This is a genomic window from Tistrella mobilis, from assembly GCF_039634785.1.
Classification (GTDB): Bacteria; Pseudomonadota; Alphaproteobacteria; order Tistrellales; family Tistrellaceae; genus Tistrella; species Tistrella mobilis.
The window spans coordinates 1-18,200 of sequence record NZ_JBBIAB010000020.1 but is presented as its reverse complement, the minus strand read 5'-3'; the positions used below and the strand labels follow the sequence as shown (position 1 = coordinate 18,200).

At 70.1% G+C, this 18,200-nt stretch carries 21 protein-coding genes, 2 tRNA genes and 1 other RNA gene; 10 read left to right on the top strand and 14 right to left on the bottom strand.

Annotation, left to right across the window (positions count from 1 at the left end):
• Nucleotides 1–95: 95 nt before the first annotated feature.
• Together WI697_RS21925 and WI697_RS21920 are read left to right on the top strand one after the other, a co-directional pair.
• Complete coding sequence (locus WI697_RS21925; protein WP_345959930.1) at nucleotides 96–1,043, top strand: LysR family transcriptional regulator; 948 nt, start codon at nucleotides 96–98, stop codon at nucleotides 1,041–1,043.
• Nucleotides 1,040–1,939 (top strand): cation diffusion facilitator family transporter, encoded by a 900-nt coding sequence (locus WI697_RS21920; RefSeq protein ID WP_345959929.1) that lies wholly within the window; start codon nucleotides 1,040–1,042, stop codon nucleotides 1,937–1,939. The genes WI697_RS21925 and WI697_RS21920 overlap by 4 nt, the downstream gene beginning before the upstream one ends.
• Here the strand turns inward: WI697_RS21920 and WI697_RS21915 are convergent.
• Nucleotides 1,914–3,407 carry an MFS transporter gene (locus WI697_RS21915; protein WP_385999153.1) on the bottom strand — a complete coding sequence of 498 codons (1,494 nt, stop codon included), beginning with the start codon at nucleotides 3,405–3,407 and terminating at the stop codon, nucleotides 1,914–1,916. The two genes, WI697_RS21920 and WI697_RS21915, sit on opposite strands and share 26 nt — an antisense overlap.
• A gap of 145 nt (nucleotides 3,408–3,552) precedes the next feature.
• On the opposite strand from WI697_RS21915, the gene WI697_RS21910 reads away from it, so the two are divergent.
• A complete protein-coding gene (locus tag WI697_RS21910) occupies nucleotides 3,553–4,452 on the top strand; it encodes a LysR family transcriptional regulator (protein WP_345959928.1) in 900 nt (299 codons plus the stop codon).
• A 17-nt stretch (nucleotides 4,453–4,469) separates the two neighbouring features.
• Here WI697_RS21910 and WI697_RS21905 read toward each other — a convergent pair whose 3' ends face one another.
• The 3 genes from WI697_RS21905 to WI697_RS21895 all read right to left on the bottom strand — a co-directional run bounded on the left by WI697_RS21905 (nucleotide 4,470) and on the right by WI697_RS21895 (nucleotide 6,147).
• Nucleotides 4,470–4,799, bottom strand: coding sequence for a hypothetical protein (locus tag WI697_RS21905; protein ID WP_298649582.1), 330 nt, complete (start codon nucleotides 4,797–4,799; stop codon nucleotides 4,470–4,472).
• A 117-nt stretch (nucleotides 4,800–4,916) separates the two neighbouring features.
• A complete protein-coding gene (locus WI697_RS21900; protein ID WP_345959927.1) occupies nucleotides 4,917–5,195 on the bottom strand; it encodes a type II toxin-antitoxin system Phd/YefM family antitoxin in 279 nt (92 codons plus the stop codon).
• A gap of 79 nt (nucleotides 5,196–5,274) precedes the next feature.
• The gene (locus WI697_RS21895; protein ID WP_345959926.1) at nucleotides 5,275–6,147 is read right to left on the bottom strand and encodes a LysR substrate-binding domain-containing protein; all 873 of its coding nucleotides are present in this window, start codon (nucleotides 6,145–6,147) and stop codon (nucleotides 5,275–5,277) included.
• 107 nt (nucleotides 6,148–6,254) lie between these two features.
• Between WI697_RS21895 and WI697_RS21890 the strand changes: the two genes are divergently transcribed.
• Complete coding sequence (locus WI697_RS21890; protein ID WP_156503068.1) at nucleotides 6,255–7,286, top strand: bile acid:sodium symporter family protein; 1,032 nt, start codon at nucleotides 6,255–6,257, stop codon at nucleotides 7,284–7,286.
• An 80-nt stretch (nucleotides 7,287–7,366) separates the two neighbouring features.
• Nucleotides 7,367–8,560, top strand: a complete 1,194-nt coding sequence (gene ubiM / locus WI697_RS21885; protein WP_345959925.1) for a 5-demethoxyubiquinol-8 5-hydroxylase UbiM — start codon at nucleotides 7,367–7,369, stop codon at nucleotides 8,558–8,560.
• Between the two features lie 25 nt (nucleotides 8,561–8,585).
• On the opposite strand, the gene WI697_RS21880 is transcribed toward ubiM, so the two are convergent.
• The 8 genes from WI697_RS21880 to ssrA form a co-directional block, all read right to left on the bottom strand.
• Nucleotides 8,586–9,188: a DUF4893 domain-containing protein gene (locus tag WI697_RS21880; RefSeq protein ID WP_345959924.1), complete on the bottom strand. Its 603-nt coding sequence runs from the start codon at nucleotides 9,186–9,188 to the stop codon at nucleotides 8,586–8,588.
• Between the two features lie 188 nt (nucleotides 9,189–9,376).
• A tRNA-Arg gene (locus WI697_RS21875) sits at nucleotides 9,377–9,453 on the bottom strand.
• A gap of 20 nt (nucleotides 9,454–9,473) precedes the next feature.
• Nucleotides 9,474–9,767 (bottom strand): ETC complex I subunit, encoded by a 294-nt coding sequence (locus WI697_RS21870; protein ID WP_014745967.1) that lies wholly within the window; start codon nucleotides 9,765–9,767, stop codon nucleotides 9,474–9,476.
• Between the two features lie 122 nt (nucleotides 9,768–9,889).
• Nucleotides 9,890–9,966, bottom strand: a tRNA-Pro gene (locus WI697_RS21865).
• A 96-nt stretch (nucleotides 9,967–10,062) separates the two neighbouring features.
• Nucleotides 10,063–10,419 (bottom strand): ribbon-helix-helix domain-containing protein, encoded by a 357-nt coding sequence (locus WI697_RS21860; RefSeq protein WP_345959923.1) that lies wholly within the window; start codon nucleotides 10,417–10,419, stop codon nucleotides 10,063–10,065.
• Nucleotides 10,420–10,429: 10 nt separating this feature from the next.
• On the bottom strand, nucleotides 10,430–10,948 hold the full coding sequence (locus tag WI697_RS21855) for a YbaK/EbsC family protein (RefSeq protein ID WP_345959922.1): 519 nt from the start codon (nucleotides 10,946–10,948) through the stop codon (nucleotides 10,430–10,432).
• A 6-nt stretch (nucleotides 10,949–10,954) separates the two neighbouring features.
• Nucleotides 10,955–11,470 carry an SspB family protein gene (locus WI697_RS21850; RefSeq protein ID WP_062762500.1) on the bottom strand — a complete coding sequence of 172 codons (516 nt, stop codon included), beginning with the start codon at nucleotides 11,468–11,470 and terminating at the stop codon, nucleotides 10,955–10,957.
• Between the two features lie 130 nt (nucleotides 11,471–11,600).
• Nucleotides 11,601–11,924: a transfer-messenger RNA gene (gene ssrA, locus WI697_RS21845) on the bottom strand.
• A gap of 103 nt (nucleotides 11,925–12,027) precedes the next feature.
• On the opposite strand from ssrA, the gene thyX reads away from it, so the two are divergent.
• From thyX to WI697_RS21830, 3 genes are all read left to right on the top strand, one after another.
• Nucleotides 12,028–12,966, top strand: a complete 939-nt coding sequence (thyX, locus tag WI697_RS21840) for an FAD-dependent thymidylate synthase (protein WP_345959921.1) — start codon at nucleotides 12,028–12,030, stop codon at nucleotides 12,964–12,966.
• 73 nt (nucleotides 12,967–13,039) lie between these two features.
• The gene (locus WI697_RS21835) at nucleotides 13,040–13,327 is read left to right on the top strand and encodes a YciI family protein (protein ID WP_062762504.1); all 288 of its coding nucleotides are present in this window, start codon (nucleotides 13,040–13,042) and stop codon (nucleotides 13,325–13,327) included.
• Nucleotides 13,327–14,631 carry a hypothetical protein gene (locus tag WI697_RS21830; RefSeq protein ID WP_345959920.1) on the top strand — a complete coding sequence of 435 codons (1,305 nt, stop codon included), beginning with the start codon at nucleotides 13,327–13,329 and terminating at the stop codon, nucleotides 14,629–14,631. The genes WI697_RS21835 and WI697_RS21830 overlap by 1 nt, the downstream gene beginning before the upstream one ends.
• 21 nt (nucleotides 14,632–14,652) lie before the next feature.
• Here WI697_RS21830 and WI697_RS21825 read toward each other — a convergent pair whose 3' ends face one another.
• On the bottom strand, nucleotides 14,653–15,159 hold the full coding sequence (locus WI697_RS21825) for an Lrp/AsnC family transcriptional regulator (RefSeq protein WP_062762508.1): 507 nt from the start codon (nucleotides 15,157–15,159) through the stop codon (nucleotides 14,653–14,655).
• A 111-nt stretch (nucleotides 15,160–15,270) separates the two neighbouring features.
• Between WI697_RS21825 and WI697_RS21820 the strand changes: the two genes are divergently transcribed.
• Together WI697_RS21820 and WI697_RS21815 are read left to right on the top strand one after the other, a co-directional pair.
• Entirely contained in the window at nucleotides 15,271–16,497 is a 1,227-nt protein-coding gene (locus tag WI697_RS21820; RefSeq protein WP_345959918.1) for a diaminopropionate ammonia-lyase, read from the top strand.
• Entirely contained in the window at nucleotides 16,494–17,006 is a 513-nt protein-coding gene (locus WI697_RS21815) for a GNAT family N-acetyltransferase (protein ID WP_345959916.1), read from the top strand. Before WI697_RS21820 ends, WI697_RS21815 begins: the two co-directional genes overlap by 4 nt.
• 27 nt (nucleotides 17,007–17,033) lie before the next feature.
• Here WI697_RS21815 and WI697_RS21810 read toward each other — a convergent pair whose 3' ends face one another.
• Nucleotides 17,034–17,468, bottom strand: a complete 435-nt coding sequence (locus WI697_RS21810; RefSeq protein WP_062762513.1) for a CBS domain-containing protein — start codon at nucleotides 17,466–17,468, stop codon at nucleotides 17,034–17,036.
• Between the last annotated feature and the right edge of the window lie 732 nt (nucleotides 17,469–18,200).

Genomic DNA, 18,200 nt, shown 5'->3' with positions numbered 1-18,200 from the left:
GGATCCGATAGCTGATCCTCCTCCGGTGAAAGCGTCATGAAAATCGTGTAGTCATATCCAGTCTGTTAAGTTCAACTTTCCAATCGAGGTGTCCGATGTCGCGGAGCGACGCCTTTCAGGGCGTGGCCGAATTCCTGGCGGTGGCCGAGCAGGCGAGTTTCCGGCGCGCGGCGGGTGTGCTGGGGGTGACGCCGGCCGCCGTCAGCCAGGCCGTGCGGGCGCTGGAGCTGCGCACCGGGGTGGCGCTGTTTCACCGCACCACCCGCAAGGTGGGGCTGACCGAGGCGGGGGAGGCGCTGAAGGCGAGGCTGGCCCCGGCCATGGCCGACATGACCGCCGCCTTCGACCGTCTGGACGATTTCCGCAGCCGGCCGCAGGGCCATCTGCGTCTGACCGTGCCGCGGCTGGCGGTGGATCTGGTGATGGTGCCGGTGCTGCCGGTCCTGCGCCGGCTGTATCCGGAGGTGACGGTAGAGGTGGCGGTGCAGGATGCGGCGGTGGATCTGGCCGATGAAGGCTTCGATGCCGGCATCCGGATCGGCGAATTCATCGCCCGCGACATGATCACCCTGGCGCTGACCCGCGATTTCCATTGGGTGGTCGCGGGCACGCCCGGCTATTTCGACACCCATGGCCGGCCGTCGGACCCGCGGGCGCTGCTGGATGGCCATGACTGTATCCGCTATCGCTACCCGACATCGGGCATGATCTATCGCTGGGAATTCGAACGCGCGGCCGAGGCCTTCCGGCTGGACCCGCCGGGGGCGACGATCGTGAACGATGCCGCCCTGATGCGCGAGCTGGCGCTGGCGGGGCTGGGGCTGATCTATGCCGCCGATCTGCAGATCGCCGATGATCTTGCGGCCGGCCGGCTGGAGACGGTGCTGGCGGACTGGCTGCCGGTCTCGGACGGGCTGCGGCTCTATTTCCCCGACCGCAGCCGCAATCAGCCCAAGCTGCGGGCCTTCATCGACGTCGCGCGGCGGGTGCTGCGCGAGCGGGCGGCGGCGCTGCCCGCCTCCGGCCGGGAGGACCGGGCATGACCGTCGCGCATGAAGCCCGGGTTCTGCGCCGGTCGATCGCCGCCACCCTGCTGGTCTCGGCGCTGGGGATCGGCTTCGGCCTGGCCTCGGGCGCGCAGTCGATCATCTTCGACGGTGTGTTTTCGGTGCTGGATGCCGCCCTGTCGCTGCTGTCGCTGATGGTCACCCGTCTGGTCGCCCGCGAGGACAGCCGGCGCTTCCAGCACGGTTTCTGGCATATCGAGCCGATGGTGATCGCGGTCAATGGCGGCATCACCCTGCTGCTCTGCGGCTATGCCTTCGTGACCGCGGCGACCGATCTGCTGGCCGGCGGCCGGCCGCTGGCCTTCGGCTGGGCGGCCGGCTATGCGGTGGTGGTGGCCGCGATCGGCTTCATCATGTTCGCCTATGGCCGGCGCGCCAACCGGCAGATCGGATCGGACCTGCTGGCGCTGGATGCGCGGGGCTGGCTGCTCTCGGCGCTGATCACCAGCGCGCTGCTGGCGGCCTTCGTCGCGGGGGCCGTTCTGGACGGCACGCCCCATGCGTGGCTCACCCCCTATGTCGACCCGGCGGTGCTGATGGTGCTGACGCTCTGCCTGCTGCCGGTGCCGGCGCGGATCGTGTGGCGGGCGGCGACCGAGATCTTCCTGATGACCCCCGACACGCTGGATGCCCGGGTGCGGCGGGTGATGGATGCGGTGGTGGCGCGGCACGGCTTCACCACCTATTCCAGCTATGCCGCCAAGGTCGGCCGCGGCCGGTTCATCGAGATCCATGTGGTGGTGCCCGCCGATCATCCGGGCACGACCGCCTGGTTCGACGGCATCCGCCGCGAGATCGGCGAGGCACTGGGCGAGGCCGGCCCGCATCGTTGGCTGACCATCGTGTTCACGACCGATCCCGCCTGGATCTGACCGCCGCCGACCGTCCCGCAATCATGCGCCCCGCCATCGTGCGTCCGACAAGCGCGATGACGATGCCGGCCAGCATCAGCAGGGCGGCGGTGGCGAAGGTGACGCGCAGCCCCCGGGCGACGGCATGGGCGCCGGCCGTGGTGACATTGCCGCCGGCGGCGGCGGCAAAGACCGCGCCCATCACCGCCGCACCGGTCACCAGCCCCAGATTGCGGGCAAGGCCCAGCATGCCCGAGGTGACGCCGCGGCGGTCTGCGGGCACCGTGGCCATGACCTGGGTGTTGTTCGCGGCCTGAAACAGCTGATAGCCGGGGGTGAGCACCAGGATGCCGGCAAGATAGCCGGGCAGGCCGAACCAGCCGGGCAGAACCGCGAGCAGGGCGGCGCCCGCGGCCATGGCGGCGAGCCCTGCGACCGCCATCAAACCGGCATCGCCCCGATCGACCAGCCGGCCGAGCGGCAGGCCGGTCAGGGCCGACAGCACGGGCCCCACCGACATCACCAGCCCGACCCGCGCGGTGTCGAGGCCGAGCGTGTGCGAGAGGTAGAAGGGGGCGACCACCAGCGTGGTCATGATCACGGTCGCGATCAGCAGATTGCAGATCAGCGCGGCGGCGAGCAGCGGTTCGCAGAGCGCCGCCGGCCGGATCAGCGGTGCCCGGGCGCGGCGCTCCACGCCCAGGAAGATCGTGACGCCGAGGGCGGCGATGGCGAGCAGGATGAAGGCCATGGTATCGAGCCCGTGCGGCCGGGTCATGGCCAGGGCATAGGCGCCGAGGCTGACGGCCAGCACCAGCGTGCCCGGCAGGTCGAGCCCTGGGCGAGGGGCTGCGGGGGCGGCCGGACTGGGGGCGGGCGTGGCGGGCAGGCCGCGGCGGATCAGCAGCAGGGCGGCCAGCGCCGCCGGCACCAGCACGATGAACACCGCCCGCCAGCCGGCGGCGGCGATCAGCAGCCCGCCCATCGAAGGCCCGAGCGCGGTGCCGATGGCCGAGGTGGTGCCGAGCAGGCCCATGGCGGCGCCGGTGCGCTCTGCCGCCACCGTCTCGCGGACCAGTGCCAGGGTCAGCGCCATCAGCACGGCCGCCCCCAGCCCCTGGAGTGCCCGGCCCGCGATCAGCAGGTCGAAAGAGGGCGCCAGCGCCGAGGCCGCCGAGGCAAGCGCAAAGAGCACGAGCCCGGCCGAGAGCACCCGCCGGCGCCCGAGCGCATCGCCCAGCCGGCCGGCGCCGACGATCGCTACCGTCACCGCCAGCAGATAGGCCAGCACCACCCATTGCACCGCCTGAAACGGCACGTCGAGGGCCTGGGCGAGCGTCGGCAGGGCGACATTGGCGATGCTGACGCCGAGCGAGGCGGTCAGCATGGAAAGCGCCAGACCGGCCAGACCCGTGCGGCCGGCCCGGGTGTCATCGGCCCGGGTGCTATCGGCGTGCGTGGGGGAGGAGGAGGGAGGCATGTCTGTCATCGGGGTCTCCGTCGATCGCCTGCTCCCGCTCGGGAGATGCAGACAGCCTGCGCCCGGCCTTCACATGGCGGAAGATGCAGCATTTGCAGTCAAAGGCTGCATCAGGCGCCATATGTCATGCAGCGCCATGTGCTATCATCAGGGCATGACCATCCCGGATCTCAACCTGCTCATCGCGCTTGATGCGCTGCTCAGTGAATGCAGTGTCGCCCGGGCGGCGGCGCGGCTGCAGCTCAGCGCGTCGGCGACCAGCCGGGTGCTGGCGCGGCTGCGCGAGACCACCGGCGACCCGCTGCTGGTCCGGGCCGGCCGCGGCCTGGTGCCGACCCCGCGGGCGCTGGAGCTGCGGGACGAGGCGGCGCGGCTGGTGCGCGATGCGGCCGCCCTGTTGCGGCCGGCAGCCCCGCCGGATCTGGCCCGGATCGACCGCGCGTTCACCTTCAGAACCCGCGAGGGCTTCGTCGAAACCTTCGGTCTAGCCCTGCTCGGGCGGATCGCGCAGGAGGCGCCGGGCGTGCGCCTGCATTTCGTCGCCCGCACCGACAAGGACGGCACGGCGCTGCGCGATGCGGTGGTGGATCTGGAAACGGGGGTGGCGGACGGGACCGCAGGGCCCGAATTGCGGGCCCAGGCCCTGTTCCGCGACCGCTTCGTGGCGGTGGTGCGGGCCGACCATGCGCTGGCCAACGCGCCCCGGGCGACGCCGGCACTTTATGCCGCGGGGGACCATGTCCGCGTGGCGCGCCGGCCCACGGGCCACGAAGCCGTCGATCAGGCGCTGGCGGTGCTGGGGCTGGAGCGGCGGGTGATCACCACCGTCGCCAGCTTCCCGGCCGCCCTTTCCCTGGTCCGCGACGGCGGGCTGATCGCCACCGTGCCCGAGCGGTCCACCGGCCGGCTGCGCGACGGCCTCGTCACCATCCCCCTGCCACTGCCGGTGCCCGACATCACCATCTCGCTGCTCTGGCACCCGCGGATGGATGCCGATCCGGTCCATCGCTGGCTGCGCGGGGTGGTGCGGGAGGTGGTTGGGGAACGGCGCTGACGGCGCGCGGCCCACGTCTATTCCGTGCGCCGCACTGTCCGCAGCCGTCTTGCTTTTGCCAGGACACCGACCCGCCGGCGCAGTTCAAGCATCAGGGCGCGGGGAAGATGTCCGTATGCAACGGTCGACATGTCGCCCCGTACCCTTGGGACGAGGTCCGGCCCAGGCCAGATGAAACGGTTGACTTCGTCGAGGACAATCCAGGACCGCAAACCATCAAGGCCGAGGCGCTGCTTGGTCTCGGCAGGCAGTTCCAGAGCCGCATCGGGATCGCCGGGCGGTGAATGGGTGATCGGCAGGACCGTCACCTGTTTGAGGCCGTCTTCATCAAGGCTGACCAGGACCACGGCACAAGGCCTGTCCTTCACCCCTTCTTCTCGCCCGGCGCGGTGTTCAGACCACCAGAGAAAACTGTAGCGAACGACCAGGCCCGGGGTCGGATCGGGGGCTCTCACCGTCCCCGCTCACTTCCAGCCATGTGCGGGGAATTCGTGGTCAAACTGCGCGCATTCGGGGCCGGGCTCGGCGGCCTCGATGGCAGCGATGTCATCGTCGGAAAGATCTTCGACCCGCAAAACCTCCCGATCCCGCCGCTTCAGGCGACGATACTCGTTCATCGAAATCAGAACCACGGCATCCTCCCCTTCGTCCAGGACGACAACCGGCTGATGTTTTGCAGCCGACCTGTACCGGCTGAAGTTGTGCTCAAATTCCTTAGAGGGAATTTCAAGAGTGTCACTCATATCGGGCCTCCCGATTGCCGTTCTACTTTAGAGATGGGGGGCGCATGCGTCAATTTCAGCGCCGCATATCGCGGCCGGTTCACCCATTCCGCCAGATCCCCCCCACCACCAGCGCCTCGGTCAGGATCCGGGCGGCGCGGGCTTCCGGGCTGTCGGGCGGGCGGCGGACCGAAACGTCCTCGATGATGAACTCCACCTCTTCCAGCGCCGGCAGGCCGGGGCCACCCTCCAGTTCCACCAGGCCATGAGGACGCATGCTGCGGGGCTGGACCATCACGCCCAGCCCGGCATCGGCCGCGGCCTTGAGCCCGCTCAGGCTGCCCGAGGTGCAGACGATCCGCCAGGCCCGGCCGGCACGGTCGAGCGCGTCGATCGCCGCCGCCCGGGTGATGCTGGGCGGCGGAAAGGCGATCAGCGGCAGCGGCCGGGCAGGATCGGCGATGTCGGCGCTGCGCGCCGCCCAGATCAGCGGCTCGCGGTGCACCGGCCGGCCGCGGGGCCGGCCCAGACGCCGCTTGGCCAGCACCAGATCCAGCAGGCCGTCATCCAGCATGCGGTGCAGCGTGCCCGAGAGCGCGACCGTGATTTCCAGATCGATGGCCGGGTGGTCGCGCACGAAGCTTTCCAGCACCCGGCCGAGCCGGCTGGTGACGAAGCCTTCCGAGGCGCCGAAGCGCAGCCGGCCATGGAGTTCACGGGCGGCGAAATGCGCCCGGGCGCGATCTTCGACCGCCAGCATGGCGCGGGCGAAGCCGAGCATGGCTTCGCCATCCGTCGTCAGCGACAGATGATGGGTGTCGCGATCGATGAGCCGCCGGCCGGCCGCCGCCTCCAGCCGGGCGACATGCTGGCTGACGGTCGACTGGCCGAGCCCCAGCCCGCGGGCGGCGGCGGTAAAACTGCCGGCCTCGGCCACGGCCATGAAACTGCGCAGCTGAACGGGATCGAGCATCGGCTCGGCCTCTCGGGGATGGGGATCCGGTCATCGTGAAACATGATGCCTGTTATTCCTTCCATCCTGAACCGCGATGGCGCAGAACAGCAGAAAGGAGGACGTCCATGGCCCTGTTGTCGCGCATTCTACCGGACCGTTTCGTGCTGGCGCTGATTCTGGCGGTCGCGACCGCCTCGATCCTGCCCGTGGACGGCCGGGCATCGGAGATCCTGCACGATGTCGCGACCGTCGCCATCGCGACGGTGTTCTTCCTCCATGGCGGCCGGCTGTCCCGCGCAACCGTGATCGAGGGCATGACCAACTGGCGCCTGCATATCGCGGTGCTGGCCACGACCTTCGTGATCTTCCCGGTGCTGGGTCTTGCCATCACCCATCTGCTGCCGGAAAGCGTGCTGTCGCCGGCGATCGCGATGGGGCTGCTGTTCCTCTGCGTGCTGCCCTCCACCGTTCAGTCCTCGATCGCCTTCACCGCCATCGCCGGCGGCAATGTCCCGGCGGCGGTGTGCTCGGCCTCGGCCTCGAACATCCTCGGCATGTTCATCACCCCGGCCATGGTGGCGCTGCTGTTCGGGGCCAGCGGCCAGGGGGTGTCGCTGGATCAGGTGGAGGCGATCGTCTTCCAGCTGCTGGTGCCGTTCATCGCCGGCCAGGTGCTGGAACGCTGGATCGGCGACTGGCTGCGCCGGCACCGCAAACCGCTGGGGCTGGTCGATCGCGGCTCCATCGTGCTGGTCGTGTATCTCGCCTTTTCAGGCGCGGTGGTCTCGGGCTTCTGGAACCGGGTCGGTGCGCTGGATCTGGCGGTGATGCTGGTGGTCGACTGCCTGCTGCTGGCCCTGGTGCTGGCGATCACCATGCTGGGCTCGCGCTGGCTCGGCTTCTCGCGGGCCGACCGGATCACCATCGTGTTCTGCGGCTCGAAGAAGACCCTCGCTTCGGGCGTGCCCATGGCCAATGTGATCTTCGCCGGCCGCGATACCGGCGCCATCCTGATGCCGCTGATGCTGTTCCACCAGATCCAGCTGATGGTCTGCGCCGTGCTGGCCCGCCGCTATGCCCGGCTCGCCGAAGCGGAGGCGGAGGCCGAAGCGGACGCCAGGACAAAGGGTGCCGCCACCGGACACAACGCCGCATAGCACCGCACCGCGCCCGCTGCTAGCCTGTCGCCCGCGAGGCCGTCCCGGCCTCGGCGGCCGGTGTCACGGAGGAGGGGCGCATGCAGACGGATGTGGCGGTGATCGGCGCGGGCCCGGCAGGGCTTGCCTTCGCGCGGGCGCTGGACGGCACCGGGCTCGACGTTACCCTGATCGATCCGCAGCCGGCGGCCGTGCTGGCCGACCCGCCTTTCGACGGCCGCGAGATCGCGCTCACCCATCATTCCATGGCGGTGCTGGAGCGGCTGGGCGCCTGGGCGCGGATTCCGGCCGGAGAGACCGCCCCCCTCCGCGCCGCCCGGGTGCTGAACGGGGCCGGCCATCGCAGCCTGATCTTCGACGGTGCCGCCGATGGCCGCCCGCTGGGCCGTCTGGTGCCCAATCACCTGATCCGGCGGGCGCTTCATGACGCGGTGCGCGAGCAGACCTCCGCGACGATCCTGGACGGTCTGAAGGCGACCGGCATCCGGGTGCGCCCGCATGGCATGGCGGTCGATCTGGAGGATGGCCGCGAGTTGACTGCCCGCCTGGTGGTCGCGGCCGATACCCGGTTCTCGAAGATGCGCGAGGCCCGCGGCATTGCCGCGGATCAGGTGGATTTCGGCAAGACCATGCTGGTCTGCCGGATGAGCCACGATCAGGTCGATCATGGCGGTGTGGCGACCGAATGGTTCGGTCACGGCCAGACGGTGGCGTTGCTGCCGCTCACGGGCCGCCGCTCCTCGGTGGTGCTGACGCTGCCCCATACCGAAATCGCGCGGCTGACCGCACTCGACCCCGCGGCCTTCGCGGATGAGATCATGGTCCGGCTGGACGGCCGGCTCGGCCGGCTGCAGCTTGAAAGCACCCGCCATGGCTGGCCGCTGGTCGCCGTCCAGGCCCGCCGCTTCGTCGGCCATCGCTTCGCGCTGATCGGCGATGCCGCGGTCGGCATGCATCCGGTCACCGCCCACGGCTTCAATCTGGGGCTGAAGAGCGCCGAACGCCTGGCCGAGGGCATCGCCCGCGCCGCCCGCACCGATGGCGACATCGCCTCGGCCCTGATGCTGCATCGCTACGAAGCCGGCCACAAGCTGACCACGGCCCCGCTCTGGGCGGCGACCAATGCCATCGTCGGGCTCTACACCCGCGACGACCCCGCCGCACGCCTTGCCCGGCGGGCGGTGATGGATCTTGGCCGCGGGGCCGCACCGGTGCGCCGGGCGATTTCGGCGCTGCTTATGGATCGTGGCCGGCCCCGGCAACTCAGCGCCTGAAGTCCCGTCAGTGCCTGAAGTCCCGTCAGCGCCTGAGGTCCAGAATGTCGAATTTGGACTCGAACTGCGGCAGCGGCAGTTCCAGCCGCATGCGCTCGGGGCCGAGCACCACCAGATAGCCGACCTGGTTGCGCTCGGGATCGGTGCCGTAGCGCATGGGAGCCTCGCCCGCCACCCAGCCGGCGCCGGCATAGCCCAGCCGGGTTTCGTCGGCCAGATCATAGAAGGTGCCGCCGGTCCGCTGCGAGCCCGAGAGCTTTTCCAGCCGCAGCCCGGCGCCGTCATCGGTGATCCGGCACTTGAAGTCGCGATAGATGGTGAGCGGCAGCAGCCCGCCCAGCTTGATCGTCCGGCAACGCCAGATCCCGGCCATCTCGGCCGGCGTCATCGTGGTCGGCCGGCCGCTCAGCACCTCGTCCAGCACCGACACATCCTCGGGCGATCCGCCGGCGCGCGCCTCGGCGATCGCCTCGGCGCGGGCGGTCTCGAAGGCCTCCAGCCGCTGCTGATCTTCGGTGGCGAGGCTGGTGGGGAAGGTGCCGTCGGCGCGGGCGGGCAGGGCGGCGGTGGCGACGGCGAGCATGGCGGCCAGGGCGACCGGCACCGCCTTGCGGGCGTTCAGGGGCATCACGTCCTCCGGTTTCCGGACTGCAAGGTCTGCCCCTCAGCATGATCGAGCGGGCGCCCTGCCGCCACCCCCGGCAGCCCCATGTCTCAGCAAGAACACGGTGTCTCGGTAAGAAGACGGGCACCGGCCGGCCACGCCCCCGAAACGACACGCCGCAGCCCGGCGGACCGGACTGCGACGTGAAAGACTGGCGTGCCCTGCAGGATTCGAACCTGCGACCGCCGGCTTAGAAGGCCGATGCTCTATCCAACTGAGCTAAGGGCACCCGTCAGGCCGGAACGCTGTTCAGCGCACGCGGTCCCAGCGGAACTTGTCGGCATAGGCCTGAATCTTCAGGTCGCGCATATGCGGCTCGTAGACCTCGTAGGTCAGGCCCTTGCGCTTGGCGAAGGCCACGGCCTCGTCCAGGGTCTCGAACCGCAGCACGACCTGCTGGTCGGTATCGGCAGAGCCGGTCCAGCCCATCAGGGGGTCCAGGCGCTTCGCCGCAGCGGGTTCCATCTCCAGCACCCATTTGCGGGTGTTGGCGCGGCCGGACTGCATGGCGTTCTTCGCCGGCAGGTAGATGCGCGCGTCCATCGCCTCACACGATCCTTGTCGACGGGCCTCGATACCGGTCGCTTCGGGCCGGCGGGCCGTTTCGGGTGGTCCGGTTCGTGGCCGCGAGGCTGGTGGGCCGGCGCGGCCGGACAGGATAGATATGGTCGGGGCGGCGTGATTCGAACACGCGACCCTCTGCTCCCAAAGCAGATGCGCTACCAGGCTGCGCTACGCCCCGCCAAAATTCGGGAATGTGGTCACGGACGGGCCGTCGGCTCTCATCCCCGGCCCAGAGATATACCACGCGGATGCTGCGGCGCAAGCGCCGGGGGTGTCACAGCTGGTCCGAGGCGTCTTCCGACGGGGCCCGCAGCGTGGATTCCGGGTCGGAAGGGGCCGCGGTGGCCCGGCTTTCCGCCTCGGCCAGGGCGAAGAGCCGCAGCGCGCTCGACAGGTTGACCCGGTCCACCCGCCGGGCGGCATCGATCGCCGCGACCAGCGCGCCCAGAGAGATGCCGCGCGCGCGTGCCGCCCGCTTCAGCACCCGCCAGAACGGCGCTTCCAGCGACACGCTGGTGCGGTGGCCCTGGATGGAGACCGAGCGTTTCTCGACCGCCGCCTCAAGGGGCGGCAGCATCAGGTCCTGCGGGGGATCTTCGTCCAGGGGGGCGGGCGGGAGCGGAGCGGCCATGGCCGGCCGGTCAGGCTGCAGGCGTGGCGGCCACGGCTGCGATCACGGCACCGGTGATCCGGGCCAGATCGGCCGGCGTGGTCTCGAACACCGCATGCGGGGTGCCGGCGGCCGCCCAGGCGGTGGACAGCGCCATCAGCCCTTCATCCATCACCACCACCGCAGCTGTCGCATGGCCGAGCGGCGGCACGCCGCCGATGGCATAGCCGGTGGCCCGGCGCACGAAATCCGCATCCGCCCGGCCGGTCTTCGATCCCACGACCAGGGCGAGCTTTGCGGTATCGACCCGGTCGGCACCGCCGATCAGCACCAGCACCGCGGCATCGTCGCTGCTGCGCCGGAAGATCAGCGATTTGACGATCTCTTCCGTCCGGCAGCCGACGGCGGCGGCAGCCTCGGCGGCGGATCGGGTGCTGTCGGGGAAAATGCGGATGACGGCCGGATGGCCGGCCGCTTCAAGCGCTGCGGCCACACGGCGGGCGGCCGCCGGCAGGCCGGCGGCACCATCGGCGGTGGTTGCCTCCGCCATCGGGGGTCAGCGCTTGCGGAACCGGTCGAGCGCCACGACGTTGTCGCCGGCCTCGGCCTCGGGGGTCGGCGCCGCGCGGCCGTTGTCCTGGCCTTCGGACAGCCGGTCCTCGATCTCGAACATCTCCTCGTCGACCTCTTCATCCTCGTCGTCGAAGAGGTCGTCTGCCTCGTCGATGGCGTGGAACTGAAGGCCGAACTTGACGCTCGGATCGGCGAAGCCGGTGATGGCGACGAAGGGCACGACCAGACGCTCATGGCGGCCACCAAAGGCCAGCGTCACCGCAAAACCGTGCTGGTTCACGTCCAGGCCCCAGAACTCGTGCTCCAGCACGATGGTCATCTCTTCCGGGTAGCGGGCGCGAAGATATTCCGGCACCTCGACGCCCGGCGCCTGGGTGCGGAAGGTCAGGTAGAAATGATGGCCGTCGCTCAGGCCGCTTTCGGCAGCCTGTTCGAGAACGGTGCGGACCACCCCACGCAGAGCGGTGTCGATGAGCTGGTCGTAGGCGATCTGCGGCATGCGGCGTCCGGTCTCGATGATCGTCGGTTGAAGATGATCGTCGGCTGGTCAAGAAGGGCCGAGGTCCGGCTGCAACGGCGGACCCCGCATCCCGCGACACGGCATCCGGACCGGCTGCGGCCGGTGATAGAGTGGGGGGCTTCTGTTGCCCGGTGCCCCCCGGACCGCGCTTGCCTAGTTAGGCAGCGAGGGCGACACGGTTGTCGTTCGCACCTGTTTGAGTGACCCGATAACGGCGGTATCATGCCGGGCGAAGACCAAACCTTTACCACGCACGTCGATCCTGGCTCGCCCCCATGGAGCACCGGCCCGAAGGCCGGTGATCTGAACTGGTGGAGGCGCCGGGCACTGCCCCCGGGTCCGATACGTTTATTCCGTGAGGCCCTGTATCGCCATAGCCGGCCTTGCGACCGGCACCCCATATATAGGCGCTCGGCCGTGACATGCAAAGCCCAAGCTGCGGCCATGCGATGCAGGGGGACGCCGCGCCCTTGCCTGCGGGGGGCGGCCCCTGTATCCAGGGGCGACCAGATCCACGCCGGAAGGAGACCGACGCGATGACCGTAACCCCCGAGCAGCAGGCCGAAATCGACGCCCTGCGCGCCGAGGCGGTGCCCACCCTGCGCACGGTCTCGACCGGCATGGAAAGCGTGCTGCACACCGCCTTTCCGGTGCTCGACCATGGTTTCGTGCGCGTGGTCGACTATATGGGCGACGATGCGGCGGTGGTTCAGGCGGCGCGGGTCTCGTATGGCCGCGGCACCCGCAAGGTCAACGAGGACCGCGGGCTGATCAATTATCTGATGCGCCACCGGCACACCACGCCGTTCGAGATGTGCGAGATCAAGCTGCATGTGAAGCTGCCGATCTTCGTGGCGCGGCAGTGGATCCGCCACCGCACCGCCAATGTCAACGAGTACTCGGCGCGCTATTCGATCCTGGACCGGGAGTTCTATGTGCCGGCGGCCGACCAGGTGGCGGCGCAGTCGACCAGCAACCGCCAGGGCCGCGAGGCGCTGCTGCCGGCCGATCAGGCCGGCCGGGTGATGGACATCCTGCGCGACGATGCCCGGCGGGTGTACGACAACTACCGCTGGATGCTGAACGAGACCGACGAGGGCGAGGCCGAGGATCCGACCCGCGACCGCCTGGCGCGCGAACTGGCGCGGATGAACCTGACCCTGAACTACTACACGCAGTGGTATTGGAAGACCGATCTGCACAACCTGCTGCATTTTCTGTCGCTGCGTGCCGATCCCCATGCCCAGTACGAAATCCGCGCCTATGCCGAGACCATGATGGACATCACCCATCGCTGGGTGCCGCTGGTCGCCGCCGCCTTCGAGGAATACCGGCTGGGCGGCGCACACCTGTCGCGCAGCGCCCTGCATGTCGTCCGGCGCATGCTGGCCGGCGAGATGCCGGCGCGCGAGGAGACCGGCATGAGCCCGCGCGAATGGCGCGAGCTGATGGCCCTGCTCGGCCGCGACGCCTGATCCGGCCCCGACAGAGACGCGACACGCCGGGCCGGCGGCAGACCGGCCGAGACGAGATATCAAGGAGACGCCCATGCAGTTCCTGGTCATCGCCCGCGACGGTACCGATGCCGAAGCGCCGGCCCGCCGTGCGGCGGCGCGCCCGGCCCATCTGGAAAATGCACGCAGAATGAAGGCCGACGGCCATCTGATCATCGGCGGCGCGATGCTGGACGAGGCCGGCACCATGATCGGCTCCTCCATGCTGGCCGAATATCCCGACCGGGCGGCGCTGGATGCCGCCCTGGCCGCCGACCCCTATACCGTGCAGGGCGTGTGGCAGAGTTTCGAGATCCGGCCGTTCCGGGTCGCCGATCTCTGATGTCGCGACGCCCGACCCATCCTCTGCGCCCGACCCTTCCTGTCCTGGTCGCGGCGCTCACCGCGCTCGGCATCATGCGGGCTCCGGCCGCGGCGCCGGTCCTGCCCCAGGGCGTGGTGCCGCTCTGCCAGGCCATGGCCGGGCGGGTGGATGCGATCGACGGCGCCGGGCCGGTTTTCCTGCGCAGCTGGGATGCCCCGGCGGGGTCGGGCCCGCATCCGGACCCGGCGCTTGCCGGCGCCGCCTTCGCCTATGACAACGCCCTGGCGCTCCGGGCGTTGATCGCCTGCGGCCGCAGCGATGCCGCAGCCAGGATCGCCATCGCCTTCGCCGATGCCGTGCTGTCGGAAGATCCGCGCCAGGCGGGTGCCGATCGCGGCCGTGTGCGCAATGCCTATCGCGCCGGTGCCCAGACCGAAAGCCCGCCGCCGCCCAATGGCTGGTGGGATGCCGCCGCCGGCCGCTGGGTGGAGGATCCCTATCAGACCGGCACCGCCACCGGCAATGCGGCCTGGGTGGGCCTTGCCCTGCTTGCGGTGGCAGAACGCCCCGAGGATCCGGCCTTCCCGGCCGATCTGCGCCGACAGGCCCTCGACGCCGCCCGCCGGATCGGGGGCTGGGTGATCGACCAGACCGCCGACGAGGCCGGCCCCGGCGGCTATACCGGCGGGGTGGACGGGGCCGGGGCGGGGCTGCGCCGGATCGGCTGGAAATCGACCGAGCATCATGCCGATCTGGTGGCGCTGTTCACGCGCCTGAAGACTGCTGATCCCGGCACGGCCGGCTGGGGCGTTGCGGCAGATCGGGCGCGCCGGTTCCTCGACCGGATGTGGCAGGCCGGCAGCGACCATTTCCCGACCGGCACCCTGCCCGATGGGGCCACGCTCAACACCAGGACCTCGGGGCTGGATGCCCAGCTCTGGCCGCTGCTGTTGCAGGGGGCACCCGTGGCCTGGCGGAGCGCCTGGGCCTGGGCGGGCGATGCCCATGGCGTCGATGGCGGTTTCGATTTCAACGACGACCGCGACGGGGTCTGGATCGAGGGCACCGCCCAGGCGGCCCTGGTTGCCGGCCATCTGGGCCAGACGGGCGAGGCGCAGCGCCTGCTCGATCTGGTGCTGGGCGAGGTCTCGCCCGGGGGCTGGCTCTGGGCGACGCGCCGGCCGTCGATCACCACCGGCCTCGCCATCGGCCCCGACAGCGTGATCGATGATTTCCGCTACCACCGCTGGCCGCATCTGGGCGCCACCGCCTGGGCGGTGCTGGCCGCGACCGGCGCCAATCCCTTCACGACGGCGTCTTGAGTTTACGATCGCCTCGGGAATTCACGACCGGCCGTTGACGGCCGCGGCATCGACCGGCACCGCCAGCCCGACCTTCACCCGTTCCATGGCGACGAAGGTCCGGAAACGGCGGACATTGGGGTCGTCCAGGAACAGCCGGCGGGTCAGCGCCTGATAGGCACCCATGTCGGGCACCGTCACCACCAGCACGAAATCGGCCTCGCCGGTGACGTAATAGCATTGCTGGACCTCCGGGGCGGCGGCAAAGGCGGCGCGGGTCGCGTCCAGCGGGGCCGCCTGTTCGCTTTCCACCTCCACCAGCACCAGAATGGTGATCGGCCGGCCGAGCCGGGCCGGATCGACGATCGCGGCATTGGCCAGGATCACGCCGATCTCTTCCAGCCGCCGGATCCGCCGCTGCACCGCCGGTGTCGACAGCGCCACCGCCTCGGCGATCCGCCGCTGCGGCAGGCGCGCATCCTGCTGAAGCAGGGCCAGGATCGCCAGATCGAAGCCGTCGAGTTCGGCGCGGTTGGATCCGATCGTCATCTGGTGGCCTCCGGACGAGAAAAACTTGCGTCGACACCCCGGGATCAAAGCGCCTTTCTCTGACCACACGCAATATTCTTCCATCCTCTCACAGCAGCCAGGGGATGGACCATGTATCTGCCCAACATGCTCGCCGATGCCGGCGGCGCGCTCGATCCTGCCGATGCGGCCGCCTTCGGCGCCGGGGCCGCTGCCGCGGCGGAGGCTTTGTTCGCCGTCACCCATGGCGAGGGGCCGACACCGCTGGTCGAACTGCCGGGGCTCGCCGCGGCCTCGGGGCTTGGTGCGCTGCTGGTGAAGGACGAGAGCGGTCGCCACGGGCTCGGCAGCTTCAAGGCGCTCGGCGGCGCCCATGCCGCGATCCGTCTGGCGCTGGACGAGGCCGGGCGGCGGACGGGGCGCCGCTTCGGGCCGGAAGATCTCGGCACGCCTGCCCTTCTTGCGGTCACCCGCACCCTCACCATGGCCTGCGCCACCGACGGCAATCATGGCCGGTCGGTCGCCGCCGGGGCGCGGCTGGTGGGCGCGCGGGCCGTGGTCTTCCTGCATCAGGGCGTGCGCGAGGTGCGCGCCGATGCCATCCGGGCCGAGGGGGCCCGGATCGTGCGGGTGGCGGGCGATTACGACGACAGCCTGGCCGCGGTCGCCAGGAGCTGCGCAGCCGAAGGCTGGATCAACGTCTCGGACATGGCCCTGCCGGGGCAGGAACGGATCCCGACCCTGGTGATGCAGGGCTATACCGTGATGGCGGCCGAGATCCTGCGTCAATGCGGCGACCGGCCGCCGACCCATCTGTTCCTCCAGGCCGGTGTCGGCGGCATGGCGGCCGCGGTCGCGGCACATCTGGCGCTGGCGGGCCTGGGCATCCGGCTGGTGGTGGTGGAACCCGACGGGGCCGCCTGTCTGCTGGAAAGTGCGCGGGCCGGGCGGCGCCTGCAGCTTGCCGTCCATGCGCCGACCGTGATGGCGCTGCTTGAATGCCGCGAGCCTTCGGCGACCGGCTGGCGTATCCTCTCGCGCCTCGCCCGCGATTTCATGGCGGTGCCCGATGCAGCGGCACGGGCGGCGGTGAACCGGCTGGCCCGGCCGGTTGCGGGTGATCCTGCCCTGGTGGTGGGCGAAAGCGGTGCCGCGGGGCTCGCGGGCCTGCTTCAGGCGGTGGCGGATCCGGGGCTTCAGGCGGCACTCGGGCTCGGGCCTGCGGCGCGGGTGCTGGTGATCGCGACCGAAGGCGCCAATGATGTCGATGCCTGGTCGCTGTCGACCGGGCTGGTGCCCGAAGATGTGAAGCGGGCAGCTGACGCGAAGGCAGCCGGGGCGCTGAAGAGGGTGGGATGACCGGAGCAGAAGCAGGAGAGGGCGCCGGGATCGTGATCCGGGCGGCCGTGGCGGCGGATGCCGGGCGGCTCTGGGCGCTGCTGCGCGATCTTGCGGTGGAAGACGGCGCCGGCGCCCGGTTTCGCGCGACCGAGGCGCTGGTGGCCGCACACGGTTTCGGTCCGGCACCGCGTTTTCAGGCGGCGCTGGCCGAAGATGCGGCCGGCCGGGCGCTGGGCTTTGCCAGCTGGTTCCCGGTCTATTCCAGCTTTCGGGCGCGGGACTATCTGCTGCTCGACAATCTCTACGTCGTGCCGGCCGCCCGCGGCGGGGCGGTCGCCCGGCGGCTGATCGCCCATGTCGCAGGCCGTGCGACTGCGCTCGGCGCCGACCGGCTGGAGCTGCATGTCCAGGCCGACAACGATCGCGCCCGCCGCTTCTATGCCCGGATGGGCTTCGAGGCGACGGGCGGGATGCTGCAGATGATCGACGGCGTGGCGCTGGATCGGCTGGCCGCAGAGGCCGGCTGACGGCCGGTCAGGGCCGGGCAGAGCCGGTCATTGAACGCCGGCCACGTAGTCGCGCAGCGCCTGGGCCTCGGTCTCCAGCTCGTCCAGGCGGCATTTCACCACGTCGCCGATGCTGATCATGCCGGTCAGGCCGCCATCCTCGCCCAGCACCGGCACATGGCGGATACGGCGCATGGTCATCATGGTCATCAGTTCTTCGATCGTGGTCTCGGGCCGGCAGGTGGTCAGCCGGGTGGTCATCAGCTCGGTGACCGGGGTGTCGAGCAGGGCGGCGCCCCGGTCGACCAGGCCGCGGGCGACGTCGCGCTCCGACAGCATGCCGACGATGCGGCCGTCGCGGACCACCGGCAGGGCGCCGATATTGTCCTGGGCCAGGATCTCGAGGGCGCGGGAAATGGTGGCTTCCGGATCAACGATGGCGATGCGGCGGCCTTTCCGCCGCAGGATGTGTTCGACGAGCATGCGCCCGATCTCCTCCAAGCTGGCCGTCCCCGGGCAGAAAGGGGGACGGTCTGTCCGTTGAACGGACCCGCCGGCCGTGACGTTCCTCCTGCGATGCCCGGAGACGGGGTCCGTGGGTGGCCCCCGGTCCCGGCATCGGTGTCCCCGCGCGTAAGCGGCGGGATGGCGCGCGAATGGGCTCCGCGTCGCCGCCACGATCCGCCTCCACGGGTGGGGTGGGGGCTTGATCGCAGCATTTCCTTAACCATGTAGGATGGGCATAGCCGGGCGCCGGTACAAGATGCCGCGACCGGGGATCCGCCGAAGCAGGTGGACGGGCCGGTACGGGGGCGTGATGGCTGCCCGGACCGGAACGGTCTCTGCGTCGCGAAAAAATCCGGAGGCGATTCTTCACGGAGTCCCAATGGGTTGTGCGGTCGCCGGACGGATGTCCGAAAAAACCGTCAAAAAAGGTGTTGCCAGGGTTGGCTGTGGCCCTTATAAACCGCCCCACACCGACGGGCACCGCGGACGACGCGGCGCCGGGCGGGGCTGAAAAGCCAGAGAATACAGCCTCTTAAGAGAGGCGGGCGCCCGAGGGTGCCGCGAGGCGGGGACGCTTCGTCTGGATTTTTGACATTGTGAAACGGATCGGAAGGGATGCGAGGGCGGCGGTCGTCGATCTTAGGACTTTAAGAACGACTGACCGATGAGCGCCTTGGCATCTCGATATGACCTTGTGCCTAGAGAGAT